The organism is Nostoc sp. CCY0012, assembly GCF_963920855.1.
GTDB lineage: Bacteria > Cyanobacteriota > Cyanobacteriia > Cyanobacteriales > Nostocaceae > Cyanocohniella.
In genome coordinates, this window is the sequence record NZ_CAWUDM010000061.1 from 12,179 (window position 1) to 37,329 (window position 25,151).

A 25,151-nucleotide genomic window follows, 5' to 3' on the forward strand; every position below is an offset into this window, starting at 1 on the left:
AACTTTCCCAGTTACCCCTCGAAATCCTTTCTCAAGTATTTTTCTTGCAGCGTTCCAGTCTTGATCCTGAGTATGCCTATAGTAGTAAGCCGCATCATTTAAAGCAGCATTACTGACTTTACACAACTATCAATAAGAGTAATTCTGACAAAAATTTATTAAAAATATCAAAAAAAATCCTAGCTTTTATCACTTATTCTTATGATTGGCAGATCGATTTTTTATTTGATGGTATATTGAATCCGTTAATCAGGCTCATAAATTGTCACGCAAACCTTATTTAATTGAGTTTTTTGGTTAAAAAGCCTGCTTTTCTAGTTATTCACAGCAAGTAATTATGTAATTTTACAAGGTAAATAAATCTCTCAATAGAATATTGCTGTGATTGTATTATTTCACCGCCTAACTTGGGTGAAATGACATCTTTCTCCCTAGATACTGAACAACATCTCAAATTAGCCAAATCTGCATTTTAGTTCTGGGCCAAAGTACGCAAACTTAGTCTAAAGTTCTGATGAAAACCCAACCCCATAATGAAAATCAGGAAATCAAAAACAGACTTGAGATTGAGCTACTTCTGAACAGTGTCCGTACTCATCCAGATTCTTCAACTACTGAGCGAATCAAAACCCTGCTTGAGCAAGACCTTGATTGGACATATATCATCCAAACAGCAACCTTCCACAAGGTCATGCCATTGCTTTACCAAAATCTCAATACCATCTGTCCTGAGCTAGTTCCCAAAGATATTTTGGCAGAGCTGCTCTATTATTTCAAAGCCAATGCTAGACGCAACCTTTTTCTCACTAACGAGCTGCTTAAACTTCTGAATCTCTTTGAATCCCACAATCTCACTGTAATTCCCATTAAAGGACCTATTCTTGCAGTCTCAGTTTACAAGAATATCGCACTGCGACAGTTTGGAGATATCGACATTTTAGTTCGCCCCCAAGATGCCATAATTGCCAGAGATTTGCTGGTTACTCAGGGATTTCAAAACACATACAACCATACGCGAGAACAAGAAGTTGCCCGACTAAAATCTCCATATTGCAAGGATAATAACTACACACACAAACACACAGGAGTTAATTTAGATCTCCACTGGCAACTTTTGCAGAAATATCTATCTTTTCCTATTGCTCATGAACGGCTGTGGCAGCGTCATGCCTTAGTAACTTTTGCAGGTAAAACAGTAATAAATTTATCACCAGAAGATAATCTGTTGTTTCTCTGCGTCCATGCTTGCAGAGATCGTTGGAACAAGTTAAGCCTAATCAGTGATGTTGCTGCACTCATCCGTGTTACACCCGAAATAAATTGGGATTTATTAATCAAACAAGCTCAGGTATTAGGTTGCTGGAGGAGGTTTTTGCAAGGTATGCTCCTCGCTAAAAATCTGCTGGGAACAGATTTACCCACAGAAATTTTGCCACTAATAGAGGCTGAACCTGGATTAACAGCAATTACAACACAAGTGAGAGAAAGGTTATTCATACAAACCTACAAGCCACCTGCACTGTGGGACAGATATCTCTTTGATCTGAATATTAGGGAACGTTTACAAGACAAAGTTAAGTATGGTATTTACCAATCAATTCTTGTGACTGCCAGAAGTAATAAGTTATTCCCTGCTTGGATTTAGAAGCATTTTTGCCAGTTAGTTTTTATCCTGAATAGTATTGACAAGCCGGAAAGTTTGAGATGCAAGAAATTAACAAACTATTCCTACCTTTATTGATTGCATATCAAAAAGAGATAATTTTCATGCCTAATTATTGATGATTCACGATGAAGATTATGTAGCTTTATGTAGGCGATCGCCAGAGACAAAAATCCTGAAAAATCTTTCCATATCAAGCTAAAAGCCGTTCTAACTATCTGTTAGATGTGGATTCTACTGCTAAATTTGTTTTGATTTGATGAACAATTACGTATTTTCTCTCAGACTAATTAGCAAATTATTGAGTTAATCTCAAACACATTGTACTTATCTCTTTGGCTACAGAATTATCTTCATACAGAATTACAATACTCGCCAAATTTCCAGCTTTTAGTATTGTCAAATCTAGGTGTTCCCGCAAGGATTTTAATCATGAATAAACGTACTGCTCTTTTGTGTTCAATTCTGACAACTTCTGTTTTTTTAGCTGCGCCATCAGGTAATGCCTTAGCAAATACTGCTGTTAATATCACAGTGCGCCAAGGAGCAAGGCAAACATTTCAAGGTTTTGGCGCTAGCCAAACAACTAATGGTGGTACAAGATATGCCAATCTAGCACAATCAGAAAAAAATACATTGCAAAAACTTGTATGTAATGACATACAATTCAAAATTGTTAGATTATGGTTTGACCCTGCTCAGTATGCATCTAAGCCAGGAGAGGAAAATATTTCTAAATTTGTAGACCCTTTTGTAAGTTCAGAATTTATTTCTACGGCCTTAGCAAATGGCTGCAATAAACTGTTACTTGCTCCCGGTAAAATTCCAGAGTCTATGGGGCCTAGTGGTGGTGGCTATATTCATAATTATCAAATAAAAAATTATGCTGCATTACTAGCCAATTTTATATATAAAGCTCGGCAAGAATATGGAGTAAAAATTCACGCTACAGGTGTTCTCAATGAGCCAAATGATCGTCCTATAAAATTTTCAGATGAGCAGTGGCCTATCATTATCAAAAATCTCCGTAAAGAGCTTGATAATCGTGGGTTGAAAGACGTCAAAATTATTGGTCCAGAACTAGCTAATGCTGACGGTATAGCAGTTCGAGTAATCAAAGCCATCAAGCAAGATCCTGAGGCGTGGAAAGCTTTAGATGGAATTTCGACGCATTCCTACAACATGGCAGCAACAAATGCAATTGCTAATTTAATTGAAGGTACAGACAAAGAGTATTGGATGACAGAGGCTGGTACCAACGGTAAAGAAAATCCTGGTGATGCTTTAAACGCTGCTTCTGCGGCTTCTCGTTTTCTCAATGATATGAACCACAGAGTTACCCACTGGATTTGGTTTATTGGTCATGCATTAGCAGACCCCAAGGATGATGCTACCCGTCTGATTCGTTATTCACGCGATCCATTTCGTTATGATGTTTTTCAGAAATATTATTACTTTCTCCAACTAAGTAAGACGTTTGACTTGGGGGCTGTATTTAGAAAAAGTGTCAGTTCTCTAGAAAGCAATATGACCTGGACTTATGGCAAAAAACCACGCATTACTGTAGCCAGTGCCAAAAATCCTGATGGTTCGTGGGGAATAGCCGTCAGCAATTTTACAGACGATAGATTTGAATTTGTCTTGCCTAACGGTTACAAATGGTCTAACACCCAAGGTGGTTATGCAGCAGAAGATTTTTCCGTAACGGTTTTTGTAGAAGAACTTGCCCAAGCTAGCGATAAAACCATGAGAATGTATCGCTCAAACAGCAATGTTAATAATATTTATATAGGTAACGCTATTATGCGTAAAGGCAAGGTTACCATCCCCAATGTAAAAAGTTTGGATTTAATTACTTTGCGGAGTAAATAGTTGCGCGGAGGAAATTGGGAAAACATTTCCACTTTTTCATCCTTAAATCCTACAGAGGCGTTTCATGAAACGTCTCTACGATTACCCATTATTTTGTATAACTTGTTGGTAAATTTTCATTAATTGCCGATAATTAGTCTTAGAAGTATATTTATTTTCATAGGTGTGACGAGCATTCTGTTTCATAGAAATTATATTTTCGGGGTTATCCATAGCCCATTTTATTTTTGCGGCTAAACTCACAGCATCTCCTGCTTGAAAATATAACCCATTAACACCATTTTCTACAATTTCTGCCATACTACCTAATTTGGGGGCTAACACGGGTAATCCACAGGCAAAGGCTTCTATGATTGTTAAGGGAAAACCTTCATACCAAATTGAAGGAAATATTAAAAAATTGGCATTATACATTAATTGAAAAACTGCTTTTCTTTCTTGAAATCCTAGAAAATCAATCAAATCTCCATACCCTGTATGCAGAGCTTTTTCTTGCAATACTTGCTGTAAAGGTCCATCACCAACAATTTTTAAAGGAATAGATAAATCATTTTGAATATAAGCATCAATTAATAAGGAAACTCCTTTTTCTTCTGATAATCTGCCAACAAATAGTAAGTAATTGCCACTCTTTTTGTATTGTTCATTAGAGTTTTTATCAGCAATGAAATTGGGTTTAATATAAATTTTCTCTGCGGGCAATCCAGCCTGAATCATTTTTTCTTTTTGAAATTGTGTAAAGACAATATAAGCATCTACCCTGTTATTCCAAGTACCTCGCAGCCGATGGTAGGTAGTCATTGCTGCTACAACCGAGCTTTGCAGATGAGATTGGCGATAGCATCCATGCAATACACTAGACCAAGGTACTAATGAACCAATGCAATCTTCACAAATTTTGCCCTCTCGAAATGGCATTGCTTTAGGACAAGCCAAACGATAGTTGTGTAAAGTTTGGACAACAGGCACTTTAGCCGCATAACAAGCATCATAGACAGCAGGAGAAAGCAGGGGAAAAAAGTTATGTACATGCACTATTTCTGGACAAAAGCGACTTATTTCTGCTTTGACTCTTTTTTTGGCAGCAAAAGAATAAATAGCCCTTCCAGATGTAACAGCTGTATCCCAAATACTACTTATTGTGTGATTGTGTTCTTCTAATAGAATTACTTCGTGCCCGTTGGCCTCTAATAAAGCTTTTTCCTCTTGAACCACCCTATCTTCACCACCCGCAAATCGGTAGCGGTTATGTAAAATTAACAACTTCATGCTTGTTTCTCTAAGCCGAATTATCAATACTCTACAAGTAATTAAGGGTGAAACGGAACCTTAAATATACTCATTGTTCGTCAAGAGTGTTTGAGCGATCGCAGTCACTATTTTAAGAGCTAAAATCATGACTACAAACTTATTTCTGAGTGCAGACTTGTTTATAAATTGAAGAGAGGAAAAGACCTCTCATTTTCCAACTAAAAACATCCTTTACCCTCTTTTGTCCACCTTGACCCATACGCAGTCTCAATTCTGGGTCTTTAGCCAACAATAACATTCCTTGAGCAATATCTTTTACTGTTGTCTCAGGTGTATGTGCCGGGATTTTAAAACCAGTTTCTTCTGTCACCTGTACACCTGGCCCTCCTAAATCTAAGCAAATTACTGGGCAACCTGCTGCCATTGCTTCTAAGCAAACCCATCCACCAGAATCATGTAGACTGGGGTGAATTAGTACATGACACTCGCCCAACTTACCCAATGTTTCATTCCTTGATAACCTACCCCAAAATTTTACTTGATGAGCAATACCAAGTTCTAAAGTTAGGTTTTGCAGTCGTTTTCGTTCCGGGCCATCACCCACAATCCAGTATTCTGTATCATCTGGTAAGTCTGCTTGAGCAAAGGCTTGCACTCCTAAATGAATTCCCTTCCAATGCAGCAATCTTGCCATACTAATAAACCGAACTGAGGAAGTATTAGGATTGGTAAACTGAGCAAGTTTTTGAATTTCTTCTTCAGATAAACCAGATTCAGAAAAGATTTGCACATTTTTTGCAGCCATATGGCGCAGTCTTTGAGCAGTATCTTTTGTTGTTGCCCAAGCTAAAATGCTACGTCTTGCCGTCAGTCGAACAAAGGGGTCATTTTCCCCCAGCCAGCGAGCCATATTTCGCATAAATTCATAAATTTTACCCCGCAGACTAAAATTTAGCCCAAAAGCCTTGGGGGATAATTCACCACCTCCTACGGGGCCCCAAATAAAGGGAATTGGTAAAAGTGAAATAAAGCTAGGACTAGAGTATTTGACATAGGTCACATGATGACAGACATCAAAGCAAATATTCTGGTGGAGTGACCTGCTAACAAAATATGCTTGAATTTGCCAGAGATAGTAGTGAAAATAAACCCACTTTTGTGTCTGTTTTCCTTTGGGACTCCAATCAATGATCCAACCGCAGGGATCTAGATAAACGAAATGTAGTTTGGGTAATGGGTTACGCACTAGTTCAGCTTCAATACCTGGGCGGTGACAATTTGATGTCAAGACCCAAACATGGTAATACTTGCTCACTTCCCGGACAATATTCCAACCTACTCCTGGTTCAGAACCTTGACCTGGCTCACAGGCGTATGCAGAAATCAGAATATTCATGTCATAATTTCCGGATGAGTTTTATGAAGTTTTATTGCTGCTAGACCTACACCATACATTGTCCAAAGCCAAATACCACCTGTGGGCCCTTCAATAATTACTTCAAATGTTGTCACCGTCATCGAGGCTATCCAAAAAGCCAGCAGCGTCAAAAAGACCCCAGCCCATTTTGTTTGACCTTTCGCGCTGCTTTGGCGAAATTTTAATAGTATGGTTCCAGCCCAACTCAGTTGCACCAGTAGCCACAATACCAGACCAGGTACACCAGTCCGAGCAAGAACTGATATATGTCCATTGTGTGGACTGCGAACGTTACCATCGCCTAAAGGATCAAAGCCAGCATCAACTCCCAAATTGATACCAAATCCTTTCCCAGTCCAGAAATAGTCTCCAAAAATAGTGTAGTTAATGATATAAGTCCACCAATCTAAACGATAGTTTTTAGTTCCTTGTCTCTCTTGATTATCAACAAATATACTCGCTATTTTTGAAAAGATAGGTTCAAATATTTCTGGATTTATGAATAAAATTAGCAAAATTATAAATATCAAAATCGTTAATATTTTCCAAATTTTGCCACTTTTGTATTTACTAATACTAACTATAGCAAAGGCATTTAAAAAGGCAAGCATTCCGGCTCGATTTGCATTTATAGCGATAACAGCTAAATTTATTAAAAACGTTAATATAAAAAATGTAGTCTGAAATTTTAATAAATTTGAACCAATAAAAAAGGCAGTAATGCCAGAAAAGTGAGTCATGGTATCAGCAGGTTTAAGAGTGATTACCTGCACATTTGAACCAGGCATAATGGGTAATGTTATGGCTCTTGAAATTGCCCACACAAACGGCATGAGAATAACAAAAATTTTACTAAACCGCTCATACTGAGCAACCATAAACAGAAAACGCTGTGGTTTACCAACTAGCAAAGTTGCGATTATTAAAGCAAAAAAACAGTAGTACCATAAAGCGGCATCACGTATAGTGTCTAAGCCATATATGGGAAAATAGGGGATGGTATTAATGCAACACCACAGCATAAACAAGAGTAAAAACCAAGTTTGAGGTAGTTTGAGAATTTTAGGAATTGACTTATTAATACTTAAAGTTACCAATCCAAAAAGGAGGGTAATTTCACCAATATAAGCAGGAGGAACACCGACGTAGGAAAACCCTCTACCAAAAAAGGCATAGCCTAGAAGAACCCAGCTATGCCAGCTTAAAAATTTATCTGCAAAGTTGACTTTTTTCGTAGCATTTTTAGATGCAACACTTGTCTCTCCTAGCATATTTTTTTTGCCTAATAACTTTATTGTTCAATGAGTTAAGTAGAACAGGTTAAATAATTCACGCTATGTCATTGCAAATGAAACGAAAATGAAGTGTAATGAAGCAATTGCGAGGGTTTTGTCAATTTTACATTCTGTTACATAGTTAGGTTTATTTTCACCGACTTACTTACGTCTCTGCTACTGTAACAAAAGACAGAAAAATAATACTAATTATTTGATTGACGCTTTTAGCATAGTATATTTATCAGTTATTTGATAATGTAACTATTAGTTTGAGTTTTTTTAGATATCTTAAATTAAAGGTGTGAGAGCTTGCGACTAAAAACCAGTTCATAAATAGCCATTATCCGGCTGTAGTTCTGCTGTGCTGTATATTTAGCTTCAAACTCTGCGCGTGCTTCTCGGCGCATTTGGGCAATTAAAGCTGGATTTGCTATGGCCCATTGCACTTTAGCAGCTAGATCATTGGGATCACCAGGCGCGAAATGTAAGCCTGTTCGACCAGAATCTACTAATTCGGCGATCGCCCCAATATTGGCAGCAATTACAGGCGTACCTTTAGCAAAGGCTTCCACTGCCACCCGACCAAAGGTTTCATACCATTTGGAGGGAAATATGACAAACATTGCTTCTCCCATCAATTTATGTACTTCTGACATCGATTTTCGTCCTAGCCATTCCACTTGGGGTAGTTTTTTTGCTGCTTCCATCACCTGAGAAGCCAGGGGGCCATCGCCGATAATCTTCAAAGGAACTTTTACATCTAACTGTTGCCAAGCAGCAAGCAAAGTATCTAGCCCCTTTTCTACAGAAAGTCTGCCGACAAACAGTGCATAGCCGCCAGAACCTTCTCCTATTCCTGGATCGGGATGTACAAAGTTAGGTTTAACGACAATTTTTTCTGCGGGTAGTCCACCTGCAATAAATTTCTGCCGAGCAAACTCAGTAAGGCAAATGTAAACATCTACCATTTCCAGCCAAGTACGCATAGTACGGTGTGCAGTGAGCATGGTTGCTACTACGGTGGTTGCCGAGCGATTTTCGCGATAGCAACTATGCAAAACCCCAGGATAGGGAACGAACTTACCCATACAATCTTCACAGACTTGCCCATCACGGAAAAATAAGCCATTGGGACAAAGAAGACGGTAATTTCTTAAGGTCTGGACTACAGGAACGCCTTCTGACTTCGCTGCATAGTAAACAGATGGAGAAATTAAAGGGAAAAAATTTTGTATGTGGACTAAATCGCAGTCAGATTGCCTAAGTTTTTGTTTAACTATGTTGTAAGACTCGGTTGACCATATAGTTCTAAGTGCCATCGGGACAGATCCAATAGCTGCTACCCGCTCATTGTGTTCTTGGTAGACATCAACTTCATGACCCATTTCCCGTAACAAGCGTTCTTCTGACTCACGGGATTCATCCTCACCGCCACGAATTTGATAGTTGTTATGTATACTAAGGATACGCATAATGTAGTGTAGTTTTACGACCGAATCCTCGTTGGAGATGCCAAACTCTTTTGAGAAATTAAGATTTCTTCATAGGCTTTAGCTAAAAGCTGACCCTTTACTTCCCAAGAAAAATTCTCCCTAGCTAGCTTTTGAGCAGCTTTTCCCATAAACATGTATAATTTTGGGTCTTGCGCTAAACGAGTCATTACTGCCGCTAAATCATGCACAGTTTGTTCTGGAGTATGAGCAGGGATTTTAAAACCAGTCTCCTGCGTTATCTGTAAAGCAGGCCCTCCTAAATCTAGGCAAATTACTGGACGACCTGCTGCCATCGCTTCCATACAAACGAATCCCCCAGACTCGTGCAGGCTAGGATGAACTAGTGCATGACATTCGCCTAGTATTTGAAAAATTTTATCTCGTGGCAGTTTACCCCAGAATTTCACTTGGTGGGCAACACCTAGTTTTTCGGCAAGAGCTTGCAAATATTTGCTTTCGGCTCCATCTCCAATAATCCAGTATTCTGCATTTGGCAGGGCTGCTTGGGCAAATGCTCTCAAACCTAAATGAAATCCCTTCCAGTGTAACAATCTACCAATACTTAAGAATCTGATTGGTGAGGTTTCTGGCATAGGACATTGAGAAAGACGTACTATCTCGGACTTAGGTAAACCTATAGGAGAAAAAACCTGTACATTGGCAGCGCCTACTTTTTGCAATTTCTCTGCCGTATCCTGAGTCATACCCCAAGCCAAGACACTCTTCTTGGCAGTTAGATGCACAAATGGGTCATGCTCTCTGCTCCAGCGTATAAAGTCTCGCAACATCTCGTACATCTTGCCACGAAGATTAAAGTCTTGCCAGAAGGCATCAGGTGCAGATTCTCCACCTCCAACAGGACCCCAAATGAAGGGAATTGGTAACAAAGAGAGAAAGCTAGGGTAAGTATAGGTCACATAAGTTACATGCTGGGCTATATCAAAAGCAATTTCTTGATGTAGTTTGCGTCCTATAAAATATGCTTGTAATTGCCATAGATAGTAATGCAAATGTAGCCCCAAAAGATTTTTTTTCCACAACTTAGCTCCAGGTAAATCACAATAGACAAAATTCAACCCAATTATTGAGTCTTTTTCTATTTCAGCTTCAATAAACGGACTATTATCGTTACGAGTAAGTACCCATATTTGATGCTTTTTAGCTAGTTCTTTAATAGTATTCCAGCCGATACCAGGGTCAGATCCCATATTTGGTCTACAGGCGTAGGCAGATAAAATAACTTTCATAAATTAATAATTCCTGTTAATAAATTATTTATATATTAATTTTTAAAGTTCTCGGTTTATAACTGCTGGATATGGACTAAATCACAGTTAGTTTGTCTAAGTTTTTGTTTAACAATGTTCTGAGACTCTGTTGAAAATACCGTAACAATTTTTTCATAGAGATGTGTTAAAGATTTAGCTTTCATAAGAGTTCTTAATTCAATTTGATTTGATTTCATATAAGATTTTTTCATAAACTGCCGCAACTTGTTCAGCAGTATTTTCCCAAGTAAAAGGCTTTGCTCTCACTAGACCTGCTTCAATTAATGAATTGCGATAGGTGGTATCTTCCATAAGACGACATACTGCTTTTACTATTTCCTGGATATCTACTGGGTCAACTAAAATAGCAGCATTACCAGCTACTTCCGGTAATGATGTAACGTTTGAAGTTATAACTGGTGTCCCACAAGCCATAGCTTCAATAACAGTCATTCCAAACCCTTCGTAAAGTGATGGAGATAAAAGTACGTCAGTAGCATTATAAATTTGCACCAGTTTATCTTGGTCTGGCTTGCCTAAATAAGCTACAAAATTTTGTAGTTCGTGGGTTTGAATAAAAGTTTTTTGCTCAGATGTAAAGTCAGCACCTGCTTTCCAAAAATACACAGGTAGATTTTTTTCTTTTAAAGCTTTGATAACTTTTAAAATAGTCGAAATATTCTTACGTGGATGATTGGAACCTACGTTGAGGAGGCAAAATGTTTCTGGTGCAATACCATATTCTTGCCGCAAAGAGAAAACTTCCTTTTTGGGTAGAATCCGAAAAATTGATTCAATAGCGTCGGGTGCAATCGTAATATTTTCTGGGGCGATTTCTAGGTTTTGTCTTATATCTTTTGCTGTATGTTGAGAAACAGAAATAATATGCTTGGCTTTTTTCATTCCTCTGATAGCGAATTTCCAAGCCGCCATGCTCATAAACGGCAAGCTTGATTGATCATAAATATTTTCTGGTTGAATTAAATTGATTAAATCATGACAAGTGACTACTATCGGCTGGGGTTTGCCTTTCAGCCAATGGACTAAATAACCATCACTATGATCGATAATGTGATATATATCAGCATTATGTTTTTTTATGGCGTTGGGATAACACCAATAGCGTTCGTAATAATTACCAAAACCACGTAAGAGAAAGTTTGTGTCTTTGTAATATTGGAGCGGTGAAAGTTCGACAATTTCCCATGTTGGACGAACAGCTTTCAGTCCACTGACTAAACCATCAGCATAGACGTCCATACTAACAGAAACTTGTGGTGGTCTACGGAGAATTACAACACGCATGATTACTTTTAATTGGCTTGGATAAAAAATAATTTATTTTTCACTAAATCTCTGAGCAAATAGTACAGTGCTATGAAATTAATTTCAATTTTTTCTGCCAGAGAAATAGAATTCATATAATTTTGAATTAGCTGATTATTTTCATCATTTTTGTTACCATCTTTACGATTAAAATCTAATCCAATTGCCATTAATTTATTAGCAAGTTTGCAAAATTTAGGAAATTCTTGCTTGACCCACATTGCTGTATATATGTATTTTCTGGATTTTTGTTCGTGTCTATCTTGTCTCAGTGTTGCCGCATTATTATTATGTATTTTCTGGAGTGTTAAGTCATCATTTAATATAAAACCCTTGCTTAGTGCCACTGACATATATTTGACATAATAATCGTTGTTTGTCACTTTTTTTGGACACGGCATGGGAAGAATTTTTTCTAAAAGTTCCCGTTTAAAGCAAAGACCAGAACAAGGTGGTAGATGGTAAGGTAATTTACCAGAATTCACCATTTGACGAAAATCACATTCACGAGTTACGTAATTTGGCGTAGTTGTGACGGGCAAAGGATTGTTATTTTCATCAATTAATTGAATGCTATGAAAACACCAACCAATTTCTAGAGAAGATTGAAAGGCTTTGACTACTTTTTCTACTTTATCTGATAAAAATATATCGTCAGAATCTAAAAAACAAATAATCTCTCCTTTACTTTTGGCGAAACCAATATTATAGTTTGAAGGCTGCCCACCATTCTCTTTAAAAATAGGAATTACTTGATTACCATACTGATTAATTACTTCTCGCGATTTGTCTTGGGAACCATCATCAACAACAATAACTTCAATATTGGGATATGTCTGATTTAGCGCACTATTTATTGCTTGTCCCACAAATTTCTCATAGTTATAATTACCTATAATTATACTGACTAAAGGAGTATCATCAAGGTTGGAAGATGGCTGAATTTTTACAGATTCTTGCGAGTTGATCATAATTTTTGATAATAATATAAAAGATGAAATTCGAGCATTCGTGATTTTCGTAGATAGCATTATCCTCTTGCAGATATACCACCCAAATAAAGGCGAATTTTTTCAGAAATTACTATATACCTGGCAAAAAACATCACTAAAATCAACTGCAACTTTTGTTGATTGCTAGTTAATGCTTGATTTTTCCAAGCACGATATAAGCTTCTAAAAGGAGGCTTAAAAGTTTCTAAGATATCAACTAAGATTTCCATTGGTGAAGGATTCTGACTCATCAGTCTGTCAAATTTCCCCCCAGTCAGACGTGCGACTCTTTTGCGTAACTGAGAAAATGAGCGCCTTGCTGGATGATTTACGCAAGCTTCATCTGCATAGACTTGCTTGTAACCAGCTGCAAAAACTCTCTGTCCCCATTCGCGATCGCCACCAGATTTGAGAGTACTATCAAAATAACCTACTTTATTAAAGACATGTCTGAATGTAAAAATATTTGCAGTCATACCATAATGTAGTTCTTCCAATTTTTGTTTCTGGGGAAAATTTAGTTCAATTTTTTCAAATATTTCTACAGATGTTGGCTTCTCTGGATTTTGAAAAAAAAGGTCTATCCTCCCAGCAACTAATCCACAATTAGGAGTGGTAATTAGATGTTTAACACCTTTTTCTATCCAATCTAATGCAGGAATACAATCTGAATCGGTAAAGGCAAGTATTTCTCCTTTTGCTGTGGAAATTCCTTGGTTACGAGCTGCATAAGAGCCAGGTTGACTTTCATAACAAAATTTAGCCTGTTGAAATTTAATAACTACACTCTTTATATCCTCTTCTGATGCATTATCAACAACAATAACTTCATATAAATCTTGAGGATAAGTTTGATTATCTAGTGCCTCTAAACACAGCATTAATTTTCTCGAGTCATTAAAAACTGGGATGATTACAGAAGTAAAATAGTTAGGATAATGATTCATAAATTAGACTATTGCATATTCAAGATAAAACTAAATCAATTTTTTGGACAAATTAAACAATTTTTAGGATTCTAAAAAGGGCATAACTTTCTTGATTTTTATCTTTTGGTTTCAGTTTTGCTATTAATATATATTTTTCTTTCTTGTGTAATTGCTTCTATTAAGCATTTTTTTGATTCGGCTATTTTTGATTTAATAACGTCTAAATCATAGTCAATATTAAATATCTGATCATTTACTAATTTGTCTCTTACCTCTTTTGAAAATCTTCTGTTTTCTAATCCTAGTTCTTTCAGTAGATCACTTACTTTGTTCATTTTTTTAGTGTTAACAAATACAGTAAAGGGTTTTTGAAAAATAATAGAAAATATAGTCCCGTGGTAAGTATTAGTGACGACATAAGATGCTTGTGCATATAAACCAATCCATTCTTGAGGACTAGCATGTATCAAGTTGACTTTTGCTAAACTATTATGTTTACCAACTGAGACTATTATTAAGTTTTTAGATTGGGCTACAGATTTTACAAAATCTGCTTCTCTTTGACTTAATTCAGTTTGATTATATATTAAAAGGTATTTATCTCTAATTAGTGGAGCCTTTTTAATAGCGTCATAATTAATTAAAAAAGTCGGATCGAGTACTTTTATAGCTTCTGTCTGACACTCATTTATAATTATTTTCTGACTATTAGTATCACGAACTAAAATACTTTGAAATTGATTAATTAATTGATTTATTTCTTCTGTTTGATTACCTAATGTAGTTGTATTTCCAAAACTAGCTGCATAACTAATCTTACGAGTAGTTTGATTGCTCACAAAATCTAAAAAGAAAGAGGAGTCAAATCCTCTAAAAGAATCCAAACACCATATTTGGTCACTACCACAGATTACAACATCATATTTTTTGCTGAAATAGTGTAACCCTTTTTTTGAATAACATTTTTTAGCACTCAATTTCATATTAGAAATTAAAAATTTCCTCATTTTCCATGATCTTGCAATATTGGCAAAGGCTTCGAGATTAAATCTCAGCTTTTTATTAATTGGAGTTAATGATCTGGTGTAATATCTTATGGCTTTATAAGGGCGATAATCTATAATTTCAACATCATATCCTTGACTTTTAAGGAAACTCCATAAACCATAAGTTTGGAGTGTTGCTCCGTAATTATCTATGTGGTGAAAAGTTATAATTCCAATTTTCATAGTTCTCCTCCGTGAAATATTACTTTAAAAAATTATACTTTTTTTTCTGTCTTGAACTTTATATTTTCAGCTAAAGCCAGTACTGATTTGAAAAGCTTGGGTGATATTATCGAAATAGTAAAAATATAAATAGAGGTACCCAGTAATACCGCAATAGCTGTTAATAACCTTATTTCAATAAAATCTATTAATACAAATTTAATTCCTAACATAGCACTAATCATTACAAAAGATGCTACTAAAGGTACTACATATAACTGTAAATATTTCATTAAATTAATGTGAGCTAGTTTGCTAATAGCTATTAATGAAATAGGAGATAGTAAGTAAGCGCGAATTACATAAGCAGATGCGACAGCGACAATACCCCATTGGACTACCGCAACAAAACTTATGACATTGGTAACGGTATTGATTACTTGTATCCACAGCCTCCACGCAGGTTTTCCCAAAGCCATAATTACAGAACTGTTATAGTAAAGAATTAGGTGAACTGGACCAATTAAAGATAAGATTTGCATGACTGGAATGCTTTGATTCCATTGCTCACCAAACAATATTTTTACTAATTCTGGTGCCAGGACGGTTACACCAAGAAATATGGGAAAAGCAATGATACTTGCCAACTGAGTAGCATTATAGAAAGCATTTATTAATCTTTCGGGTTCACCCTGCAATCTAGAAAATATGGGGAATGTGACTTTTGTAGCTGTACTAATTAAAACTTGTGTCATTACTAATAGCAATTTGTAAGCAACTGCATAATAACCTAATGCCACTGGTCCAAGAAAGTAGCCAATAAGTAAGTCATCTGAACGGCGGTTAAAAAAGTTAATTATATTAAATGCAGAAACATTAATTCCAAAGTTAAACAGTTCTTTGGCATGTGTGGTTGAAAATCTAAACCCGGGTCGCCAATTGCTAACTCGCCACAAAACTAATACCTGCATTAAACCATTAGTTAGTTGTTGGCCCACAAGACTCCAAACTCCGAAATCTAGAAAAGCCATCACTACACCCACTATCCCACTGACGAAAACTGCGATTAGCGAACGTATGGCTAAACTTTTGAAAGCAAGCTGACGTTCAAGAATAGCTTGCTGTACGCTGCTCAACCCACTAAATATAAAAGTTATGGATAAGTAATGAATAATTCTTGTTAACTCCGATTGCTTGAAGAAGTCAGCAGCTAATCCAGCACAAGCTATGCTTAAAGATGTCAAAAATAGACTGATTCCTAACGTTGTCCAGAATGCAGTGTCTAAATGTTCTGACTCCACTTCTTGACGCTGGACAATTGCTCTAGATAATCCTTGATCAAGAAAAAGCTCCACAAATGCAATGAAAACTGATGCTAAAGCAATTAATCCAAAAGTTTCTGGATTAAGTAGGCGAGCTAGGAGAAAGAAAACCACTAAAGAGACTGCTTGCCTTCCCCAATTTTCAATAGCAGACCAAGCTAACCCCTTAACTGCCTTTTGTCGTAAATTTGATAATTTTTCAGGAGATTCCATTATATAAGTATAACCAATTAAAAGATTGACAATTTCGGATCGAATCCTGCAAATCAAATAAATATTAATTAAATTATTTATTTTGATATCTCAAATTAATATTGTATTTTTAAGATTCCTTTTTTGAATCCCAATTATCTATTTTACTTGAATTAGTTCAACAGCTATTTTTTGCATAGTTATAAAATGCAAGGCTTTAGCTATTTTAATTAAGATAAGTATTGAAATATGACTTTGTGATTTGTTTAGTATCCAGTTAGTTGTTTTATCCGAAAACATCGCTTGGCCACAAGAAAAACCTCTGAGTATTTTGAGTATTTTAAAATTAGCCATTTTAAATACCGAACCACAGTTAGGTGCTTTGTTATCTTGATGTTCTTTAGCCCAAGTTTGTCTTACGTTTATGGGGTTTTCATTAAATTCTGCTTGTTCAAACTGAAAAACTGCACTCAATATCAGTTTCGAGTGTATTCCAGTAAACATTGTTTCTCGGTAGTTGCGTATAATTTGATTATTTTGTAGCGTTTTTATACATCCGTCTTCAAAGAAGGTTACACTTTCCACAAAATCGTATATTGTACATCCATATTTTCTTCCTCGACCAGCGTTCATTGCTAACGCTCCCCCAACAGTCGCTGGTACAGATGCAAGATAGTAAAAAGAATCTAATGAATTTTTATAACAGTACTTTAGTACTTCCATCAGTGAGACTGAAGAAGACACTTCTATTCTCTGCTCAGATAGAGGATTAATATATTTAGGTAGTTTATTTTTCAGTACTAATGTTTGAATATTCTTGCTTGCAAATAGCGTATTAGAGCCGTTACCTATGATATAAATATCTACTTTGTTTTCTTTTGCCCAATCACAGTATTCATTGAGTTGTTCTAAAGTCGTAATTTCTCCAACTCGTTCAAATAGATGTTGGGTTCTATAGTGTGAAAGACTATTAGATGTAAAAGATTCAACTTTTATATTAGACATCTTTACTTTTTCTTTCTACTTTATTAAGGTATCAAGTGCTTACTGCCAAATTACTTAAACCCAATAATTTGTTTTCTTCAGTGTCTGATATGCCTAGTGTTAAGTTGATTTAAACCAAGATTTTTATCAATCGAGAAATAAATTATTTTCATGGTCAAATCAATAAACTCTGTTCTATTAATACAAAATTCACTATAAAAGAGCTTGAGGATTTAACCAAGAAAACCAGCAGATTATGTACTGAAGATCCACGAGTTCTTGATGGCAACTTTTTTGCGTCTAGACTTCTATATCGATCTGCTTATAAACAATATTAAAGTATCCCATCAATCTCCAGTGCCATTTAGAAAAACTCCGGCAAAACGACTGGATGACAATAGCTGTTTAGTTGCTAACCACAGAAAAGGTGGAATCGTTGTCCCATAACGACGCCAAAGTCGGCGCGGCTCTTGAACCCAGCGATAAAGCCATTCCAGCCCTAGATCTCGAACTAAGCGTGGTGCTCGCTTTTGAATCCCTGCATAAACAGGGAAAACGCCGCCTATGCCAATCATCACTGCCTGAATTTTATCCTGATGCTGAGATATCCAATTTTCTTGCTTGGGACACCCTAGGGATACAAATACTACTCCAGCATCACTAGAGTTAATTTTATTGATTAAAGCTTCGTCTTCCGTCTCAGTCAAAGGACGAAAAGGTAAAGGTTCCATTGCTGCTATTTTCAGCTTAGGAAATTCCTCATCAAGACGTTCTCTCATCCTAGAAAGAATTTCAGATTGTGAACCTACAAAGAAAACACTAATGTTGTGTGCCTGCGATCGCTTACATAATGCTAAGAACAAATCCATTCCTGCTACACGATCTTGGCAATGCGCTCCCATTTTTCGCATCATCCACACTAGTGGCATCCCATCAGGGGTCACTAGATCTGCATTGTGTAATACATTAGCAAATTCTGGATGCCAGTGAGCTTCCATCAGCATATGTACATTTGCTACACATACAGCTTTGCTCTCACGAGCGATCGCCCACTTCATTATTGTTTGTATCTGATCATCAAAGCGCAAGGCAGTAATAGGGAAATCAAGCACCTTTTGAGTAGGCAGAAAGCTTCTTCCTACCATAAATCACTCCTCGTGTCAAGAACAAAAACTAGACATTACCTAAGGTAGTCCTAAAATCGAGTAATGAATCAAACAAGCTTCCTCGATTCTTTTTTAGCTTTATAACATCCTCAAACGTAAACACATAAATATTAAGCTTTTTTATCAGTAATTTTACTGTTTACCGACAATTGTGGAACCTGCGGTAAACGTATATTAGCTTACTGTGCAAGTTTACACTTTTTACATACTAAAGGGCAAACTTTATATTTATTTTATATTTTAACATGGGTTAATTTACGTAATCTTCACAATCATACCAGAATTTTTTACGTAATCTTATTGATTAGAACATATTGATTTTCATTATGCTACCCAAATACAAGTAGTATAACTACCAAAGCTTCAACCACTTTATTTGAGCCTTACAGGGTTTCGCTATATCTAATATTTAAGTAAAAATCCTTTATTTATAAGACTTTGCTGTTTTGATACGAGTCTAAAACACGTCTAGATGAAGAATCAGGAATCCGATTTCAATGTCTTTTTTCGTAGAAGATAAATGACATTTATTTTAAATAATTTCGGTAATATTACCCTAAATCAAACGTTATATGACTATTTAGTAAAAAATTTCTCCAAAAATATTAAGAATATGTGAAAAATGTAAAAAAGGATACAAAAGAATATTTTATATAGTTTTTAGTGAAAGACTTTACCTTTGACGATGGGGATAACTTATGGAAAATGAGTCAAATTTTTCTGAATGCAATCTGGTGTAGCTAAAAAAATGCTTGAAACTCGGCTGAGATAGGAGGGTTTTCTCACCAAAAAGCTAGGAAATTTGTGGTGTGTGTAGAAAATGGGTAAAAAAAAGGGAGAAGATTTTTTCTTCCCCCTGGTGATTATTTTTGCTGTTATTTGTTTTGTTCGATTCTTTTAGTTGTTGTCGCAGCATCTGCTTTTGCTTTTTGAGTTGTCGTTTTCTGGCTGAACCACCTCTGCCTTTATCATTTCTCCCTTCTCTACGAGGAGATTCCCATCTTTTTAGTTGCATACTCTTAGTTCCTCTTTAATATGCACAATCAATGTAAAATCAGCTTATACATTTGAAAATGGGCAGGAGGAGAATCGAACTCCTATGACCGCAAGGCCGCCACATTTTGAGTGTGGTGCGTCTACCAATTTCGCCACCCGCCCTTGGGTGCAACTTTACTATTCTATACTCTATTTACTGAATTTGCAACAAGAGAAATTCAAAATTTTTGCTTGGCTAAATTTTGCAAAGTTCCAGAAATACTGGAACCTTCAAAATATATAGCTGCTAGCTGAATTAGTATAAAACCAGTCTTTACCTCACTGCTTCGAGTTCTTCAGCGGCATTAGTTTCATCAAGCACGCGCCAAATTTCTTGTAATAATGGCTCTAATCCTGTACGGGTAACTGCTGAAATCAAGAAAACTGGTGAATAGGAAAGATGATTTAGTTGCCTAGCTAGTGCTTCTAAGTCTACTGTTTCTCTATCAACTGCATCAATTTTGTTCAACGCTACAATTTGTGGGCGCTTTGCTAAACCTCGTCCGTAGGCTTGCAATTCTTGCTGAATCGTCTTGTAATCACCTATTACATCTTCACTTGTAGCATCAAGTAAATGTAATAAAACTCGTGTGCGTTCAATATGGCGTAAGAAATCGTATCCTAAACCCGCACCTTGAGAAGCGCCTTCAATTAAACCGGGAATATCCGCAAAAACTGTACCATCACCAGTGGGTTTTCTCACTACACCCAAGTTGGGAATGAGAGTTGTAAAAGGGTAATCGGCAATTTTCGGACGTGCGGCGGATAAAGAGGAAATTAGTGTGGATTTGCCGGCATTTGGTAACCCAATAATCCCGACTTCGGCCAAAAGTTTCAACTCTAAGCGCAGTACTTTCATATCTCCTGGTAGTCCAGGTAAAGCATATTCTGGGGCGCGGTTACGGTTACTCAAAAAATGCTGATTTCCCAATCCGCCTTTTCCGCCTTCAGCAACCCGAAAACGTTGTCCAGGCTCAATTAAATCGCATAATAAAGCACCTGTACTCGCATCATAAACAGACGTACCACAGGGAATTTCGATAATCAAGTCCTTACCATTAGCCCCGGTGCAGTTATTTGGCCCACCCCGTCCACCATTGTCTGCTTTAAAAAGATGCTTGTATCTGAAGTCTAGTAAAGTTTGCAGGTTAGGATCAACTACAAAAATCACTGAACCACCCCGCCCCCCATTTCCGCCGGAGGGGCCGCCTGCTGGTACGTACTTCTCTCGCCGAAAGGCGACGATACCATCGCCACCTTTACCAGCTTCTACTTCAACTACTGCTTGGTCAATAAATTGCATAATTTAGCTATTTGAGAAAAATTAAATTTATTTATGGAGACAGGGAGTTAGGCCTCCTACTTGACATTATCTTTCTTGATTAATCAATGATCAAAATACCTTTACCAAAAACAAAGATGAGAGAAGGCTGATGTAGTAGAGTTCTTGTTTTCCACACGACAACTCAAAAACTACAAACAGCCCATGTTCAAATGTAATTTTATGTTCGAGTAACTTAGATTTGACCTCTGAGCAAATTATCGACTACGACTCAAGTTCAATTTCCCTGATGCAAAAAAATATAATTTTCGGTTATGGAGGATTTTATTATCCAGAGGCAAATGGTAGTCACTAATGCGGCAAGTCTTTCATTCTATCAGCGATCGCCTGAAAACTGTCACATTAGTCTAGTCGCGTCTTTAACTCAATAGCCTCTTCTACTTCTAAGTTTGTCAAGACTTCCTGTAATTTTTGCCGAGAGGCTGTAAATTCCATATTGTCCCAGCAATGCCCGTTACCACTTTTCATCATGGGTGAACTGCGTAGCTGACGTAGTACATTCAGACAAGCAGGACAGTCACAACCAAATAGGGTGACAGCAGCATCACTTTCTGCTGCACTGAAATCGAAGAGAGTATCTTCTCCAGAGCCATCTGAATAGGCAACGAGGATACCACGGTTTCCGTGAGGCAATACTGAAGTCTGAGTCTGAAAATCAGTTGGTAAATCACAGGAGGCTTGAGCTTCATTGGTAGTCCTGGCTGTGGCAGATACACCAGGTGTTTGTAACATAGTTAACACTGATGTAGCTAATGTGGAAATTACAACTAAATTAAACCATAGCCTGTATTTCATACTCAAAGCTCCTCGACAATTTACTAAACCTTTGAGCAGCTATTTTAATTCATCTCAAGCTAGTAAACCAGTTTATTCAAATGGAGTGAGCAACTTTCTAGGTGGACACAGCAGCTTCAGTTGAAAATTAACAATATATAGGTATAGAAATATACTACTAGTCAGCATATTTATTTGCTAATACTAGTAGCTAAATGTAACTTTTATGACTGTTGCTTGGTTGATTATACGTTGTTATTTTTTTATTTCCAGACTGGAAACTCTCCTCATACCCGATAACTAGATATATGGCGAAATATCTTCACCACATTCATCAGCTAGGTAAGAAAGGGCGCGAAAACGTAAACCCACTAGTTGTTCATACAGGGGATTAATTTTACATAAAGGCGGTATGTGGACAATTTTGCGTCCAAATAAAGTGATGTCCCGCTCGAAGGGACACTGGGAGGGAATCATTTTGCACAAAAAACGGGCAACTCTGGGATCTTTAATCTCTAGTCCGTCTAGCCAGTCACGCAGGGGACAGAGTGCATCTTGGGAAATTGCTCCGGGTGCAGATATCTGTCTTTCGTCGTCTAGGGTATGGCGTAAAGATTCTAGAATATCTTTTGGCTGTTCTAAAGCATCGCACAACTGTTGCATTACTTGATCCTCGCTGGGAGAATATGTACCATTGGCGATCGCTACCATTACGGCTGTACGCACAAAATTATCTGCGGCTGGTGTCTTTTTACCCAAGACTGCGGCTAGTTCTTCTGGTTCAATTACTTTTAGGGAATCCCACTCCAAACTAGGAGCTAATTCATTTTTGGTCAGAGTAGTAATTAACTCCTGTTCTTCTGGATCAAACTTACCATCTGCCCAGGCTATGGTGAGCAGTCCACGCAACCACGCGGTAATTTGTTCGTTGCTATAAGGGGATTTAACGGCAGTTGTCATATACTCTCGCCTCGAATTTACTTTGATCAACCTTAGCAATTTCAGGATGGCGACTTGTCAAATTCATGCGATCGCCACACTTATATTAAAACTAGGAGAGTAGTGAAAGCCACCCTTACCTGTGGAGGTAACTTTGGTGAACAATGCGTAGGTGTACCCGTCGTAGACATCGCCTGGTAAATATCTCAAATTATGTTGAGAATTTTTATAGTTAAACTAAAAATTATTATGTCGTAGTGGAGTTTGTCAGGAAAATTTAATTTAACCTCCATCTCTGACAATTAACACCATTAGTACCAAAATTGCTAGCTTCTAGCTACACAGTAGACTTTTAGTCTGCCAATTTCACAGAAATTTTTGGTGCAAATAATTTTGACTCTGATAGATTAATTAATGAGAAACTATCTCATATAGTATGCTACTTGCATCTCTTGTAGCGCTAGTCCAACTTTAATCAAATTGATCAATTGTAATTAAGTATACATGAAGTTTTCTTTTGGTATCGAGCATGAAGTCGCTTTCCTGAACCAGGAAGGAAAGTTTGCTGATTTTTCCCAGACTAAGTTTGCTGATTTTAACCAAATTGTGGAAAAGCTACCCACATACCCCGAAGATTATTCTCAACTACGCGTCGGCGATGCTGGTATTAGGCAAAAGAGATGGTACATTGAGGGTTTTGAACGCTTTGCTGATTCTGACAAAGTTATAGACTGTTTACCCAAAGGCATTGAAATTAGAACCACCATACATTCTGATATTCAAGGTGCTTTAACTGAATTATCAGAAAGTTTTCGCCTGCTGCGTGAGGTTGCTTTTAACTACGGTTTTTCACCAGTTTTGGCGAGTTTTAATCCCTACAAAACTGTTTTTGAACCACAACCTCCTTTAAATGAATATGAACTCCAGCAGCTACAGACTTACCCAGATGAACGCACGGCTAATATTTACATGGTTACTTATGGACCAGATTTAAATATTTCCGTGGCAGATTTACCAATTGAAAATGTAATTGATATTGGTAAAAAGTTAACTTATTATAGTCCCTATATCGTGCCTTTTAGTTATAGTTCTCCTTTTTATAATGGGGATTTATGGTCAGGACTATCAGTACGCACTTTTGTGAGAACTGGAAAAAGATCCGCCGCGCTAGTGTTTGTTGAGAAACAGGAACAACTAATTAACAGCATACCTTCATTAACAAAAATTGCCCGGATTCCCGCAGAAGTAGGACGCATTGAATTTAAAGCTTGTGATACTTGTGATGATTTTTTTATTTATGGAGCTTTATTAGCTTTATTAAAAGGTCTAATTTTAGATAAAACTTTGCCAGGAAGAGCCATCACACCTGACGCAAATTTGCACCAAATTTCTGCCCAGCAAGGCTTTGATAATGCAGACATTTTTGCTAATGCTACAAAGCTTGTACAAGTAGCAGAAACTGCCCTAGGCGATGACCCCGATGTTGATTTGTTAATGCCATTAAAAGATATGTTGGCAACCCGCAAAACCAAATCACACGAACTAATTGCAACTTACAAAAAAACAGGTTCAATTGCAGCAGCAATTAAGCAAAGTTATCAGGAATAAATAATAATTCCGTAAGCTTGGTTAATCTAATAACAACCATCCTGGAGATAAAAATGGCTTTTGTAAATCAAGAATCTACAGCAAAAATTACTGGTGTAGCAGAGACTTTGATGATAACGCTGTATGCTCGGTATTTAGAAACAAACCGAGATGATGGTGTAATTAAAGATGAAAAAGCTGTAGAGATAGTCGAAACAATTGATTACGATTTTACAAAATTCACTTCAGGATGGGCTTCTTTATTAGGAAGTGCAATTAGAGCCAAAAGCTTTGATCAAGCTGTAATTAATTTTATTAAAAATCATCCCAATGCTGTAATAGTTAATTTAGGTTCAGGACTTTGTACTAGGTTTTTTCGAGTAGACAATGGACAAATCAATTGGTATGAAGTTGATTTTCCCGAAGTAATAGAACTGCGGCATAAACTAATATCAGAAACAGACAGATACAAATTTATTGCTAAGTCTATATTTGATTTTAATTGGATGGATGAAGTTGAGCGATTACCTGGACAACCTCTGCTCATAATTGCGGAAGGAGTATCGATGTATCTGACCAAAGAACAACATCAACGTTTGTTCAAACAAATAGGCGATCGCTTGCACAATGTAGAGATAATTATCGATGTTGTCAGTCCGGCATTTGCCAAAAATACCAAGGGTCATGATACAGTCTCGAAAACCAATGCTGAATTTAAATGGGGAATTAAGAAAATTACAGAACTAGAAACCTGGGGATTAGGGATTAAAGTTTTAGATATCGATTATTATCAAGATAATTTTGCCCACTATCCTCACCGCTTAAAACCATTTTGGCTCAAGTATTTTACATTTATCTTGGTTCCTATATTCAGAAATTCTAGTCGCATAGTCCGGATGCAAATTACTCAAGAAACTACCAATTAAAAAAGCGCACCAGATAGGCAGAGGTCTTTCCAGGGCGCTACAAACTCCTTCACAATCTTTCCCCCTTGCTCCCTGCTCCCTGCTCCCCTGCCTCTTTTCCCAGTCTTTCCCCCTTGCTCCCTGCTCCCTGCTCCCCTGCCTCTTTTCCCAGTCTCTCCCCCCTACTCCCCACTCCCTACTCCCCACTC

The 25,151-nt window shown here is 37.0% G+C and carries 21 protein-coding genes and 1 tRNA gene; 4 read left to right on the plus strand and 18 right to left on the minus strand.

Going from position 1 to position 25,151, the window contains the following annotated elements; all coding sequences use genetic code 11:
* Window positions 1-514 precede the first annotated feature (514 nt).
* The gene (locus ACM0OS_RS17800; RefSeq protein ID WP_414544530.1) at window positions 515-1,645 is read left to right on the plus strand and encodes a nucleotidyltransferase family protein; all 1,131 of its coding nucleotides are present in this window, start codon (window positions 515-517) and stop codon (window positions 1,643-1,645) included.
* 450 nt (window positions 1,646-2,095) lie between these two features.
* The gene (locus tag ACM0OS_RS17805; protein ID WP_414544531.1) at window positions 2,096-3,535 is read left to right on the plus strand and encodes a hypothetical protein; all 1,440 of its coding nucleotides are present in this window, start codon (window positions 2,096-2,098) and stop codon (window positions 3,533-3,535) included.
* An 81-nt stretch (window positions 3,536-3,616) separates the two neighbouring features.
* Here ACM0OS_RS17805 and ACM0OS_RS17810 read toward each other — a convergent pair whose 3' ends face one another.
* From ACM0OS_RS17810 to ACM0OS_RS17895, 18 genes are all read right to left on the minus strand, one after another.
* Entirely contained in the window at window positions 3,617-4,804 is a 1,188-nt protein-coding gene (locus tag ACM0OS_RS17810) for a glycosyltransferase family 4 protein (protein ID WP_414544533.1), read from the minus strand.
* Between the two features lie 139 nt (window positions 4,805-4,943).
* Window positions 4,944-6,182: a glycosyltransferase family 4 protein gene (locus tag ACM0OS_RS17815; RefSeq protein ID WP_414544535.1), complete on the minus strand. Its 1,239-nt coding sequence runs from the start codon at window positions 6,180-6,182 to the stop codon at window positions 4,944-4,946.
* A complete protein-coding gene (locus ACM0OS_RS17820; RefSeq protein ID WP_414544536.1) occupies window positions 6,179-7,081 on the minus strand; it encodes an O-antigen ligase family protein in 903 nt (300 codons plus the stop codon). The genes ACM0OS_RS17815 and ACM0OS_RS17820 overlap by 4 nt, the downstream gene beginning before the upstream one ends.
* Before the next feature lie 692 nt (window positions 7,082-7,773).
* Window positions 7,774-8,952 (minus strand): glycosyltransferase family 4 protein, encoded by a 1,179-nt coding sequence (locus tag ACM0OS_RS17825; protein WP_414544538.1) that lies wholly within the window; start codon window positions 8,950-8,952, stop codon window positions 7,774-7,776.
* A gap of 14 nt (window positions 8,953-8,966) precedes the next feature.
* A complete protein-coding gene (locus ACM0OS_RS17830) occupies window positions 8,967-10,220 on the minus strand; it encodes a glycosyltransferase family 4 protein (RefSeq protein WP_414544540.1) in 1,254 nt (417 codons plus the stop codon).
* A 198-nt stretch (window positions 10,221-10,418) separates the two neighbouring features.
* The gene (locus tag ACM0OS_RS17835; RefSeq protein WP_414544541.1) at window positions 10,419-11,546 is read right to left on the minus strand and encodes a glycosyltransferase family 4 protein; all 1,128 of its coding nucleotides are present in this window, start codon (window positions 11,544-11,546) and stop codon (window positions 10,419-10,421) included.
* A gap of 8 nt (window positions 11,547-11,554) precedes the next feature.
* Complete coding sequence (locus ACM0OS_RS17840; RefSeq protein ID WP_414544542.1) at window positions 11,555-12,538, minus strand: glycosyltransferase family 2 protein; 984 nt, start codon at window positions 12,536-12,538, stop codon at window positions 11,555-11,557.
* Between the two features lie 59 nt (window positions 12,539-12,597).
* Window positions 12,598-13,506 (minus strand): glycosyltransferase, encoded by a 909-nt coding sequence (locus ACM0OS_RS17845; RefSeq protein ID WP_414544543.1) that lies wholly within the window; start codon window positions 13,504-13,506, stop codon window positions 12,598-12,600.
* Window positions 13,507-13,604: 98 nt separating this feature from the next.
* A complete protein-coding gene (locus tag ACM0OS_RS17850; protein ID WP_414544544.1) occupies window positions 13,605-14,717 on the minus strand; it encodes a polysaccharide pyruvyl transferase family protein in 1,113 nt (370 codons plus the stop codon).
* 32 nt (window positions 14,718-14,749) lie between these two features.
* Entirely contained in the window at window positions 14,750-16,231 is a 1,482-nt protein-coding gene (locus ACM0OS_RS17855) for an MOP flippase family protein (protein ID WP_414544545.1), read from the minus strand.
* Window positions 16,232-16,369: 138 nt separating this feature from the next.
* Complete coding sequence (locus tag ACM0OS_RS17860; protein WP_414544546.1) at window positions 16,370-17,215, minus strand: FAD-binding protein; 846 nt, start codon at window positions 17,213-17,215, stop codon at window positions 16,370-16,372.
* Window positions 17,216-17,541: 326 nt separating this feature from the next.
* Window positions 17,542-18,339 (minus strand): WecB/TagA/CpsF family glycosyltransferase, encoded by a 798-nt coding sequence (locus tag ACM0OS_RS17865; RefSeq protein ID WP_414544547.1) that lies wholly within the window; start codon window positions 18,337-18,339, stop codon window positions 17,542-17,544.
* 814 nt (window positions 18,340-19,153) lie between these two features.
* Complete coding sequence (locus tag ACM0OS_RS17870; RefSeq protein ID WP_414544548.1) at window positions 19,154-19,375, minus strand: hypothetical protein; 222 nt, start codon at window positions 19,373-19,375, stop codon at window positions 19,154-19,156.
* Between the two features lie 59 nt (window positions 19,376-19,434).
* Window positions 19,435-19,518 (minus strand) — tRNA-Leu (locus ACM0OS_RS17875).
* Between the two features lie 151 nt (window positions 19,519-19,669).
* Entirely contained in the window at window positions 19,670-20,698 is a 1,029-nt protein-coding gene (obgE, locus tag ACM0OS_RS17880) for a GTPase ObgE (protein WP_414544549.1), read from the minus strand.
* 381 nt (window positions 20,699-21,079) lie between these two features.
* Window positions 21,080-21,532, minus strand: a complete 453-nt coding sequence (locus ACM0OS_RS17885) for a hypothetical protein (RefSeq protein ID WP_414544550.1) — start codon at window positions 21,530-21,532, stop codon at window positions 21,080-21,082.
* Between the two features lie 279 nt (window positions 21,533-21,811).
* Window positions 21,812-22,471 (minus strand): Mo-dependent nitrogenase C-terminal domain-containing protein, encoded by a 660-nt coding sequence (locus ACM0OS_RS17890; RefSeq protein WP_414544551.1) that lies wholly within the window; start codon window positions 22,469-22,471, stop codon window positions 21,812-21,814.
* A gap of 63 nt (window positions 22,472-22,534) precedes the next feature.
* Entirely contained in the window at window positions 22,535-22,660 is a 126-nt protein-coding gene (locus ACM0OS_RS17895; protein ID WP_414544552.1) for a hypothetical protein, read from the minus strand.
* Window positions 22,661-22,954: 294 nt separating this feature from the next.
* On the opposite strand from ACM0OS_RS17895, the gene ACM0OS_RS17900 reads away from it, so the two are divergent.
* Both ACM0OS_RS17900 and ACM0OS_RS17905 read left to right on the plus strand, forming a co-directional pair.
* A complete protein-coding gene (locus tag ACM0OS_RS17900) occupies window positions 22,955-24,058 on the plus strand; it encodes a glutamate--cysteine ligase (protein WP_414544553.1) in 1,104 nt (367 codons plus the stop codon).
* A gap of 53 nt (window positions 24,059-24,111) precedes the next feature.
* Window positions 24,112-24,963, plus strand: a complete 852-nt coding sequence (locus tag ACM0OS_RS17905; RefSeq protein ID WP_414544554.1) for a class I SAM-dependent methyltransferase — start codon at window positions 24,112-24,114, stop codon at window positions 24,961-24,963.
* The last annotated feature ends 188 nt before the right edge of the window (window positions 24,964-25,151 follow it).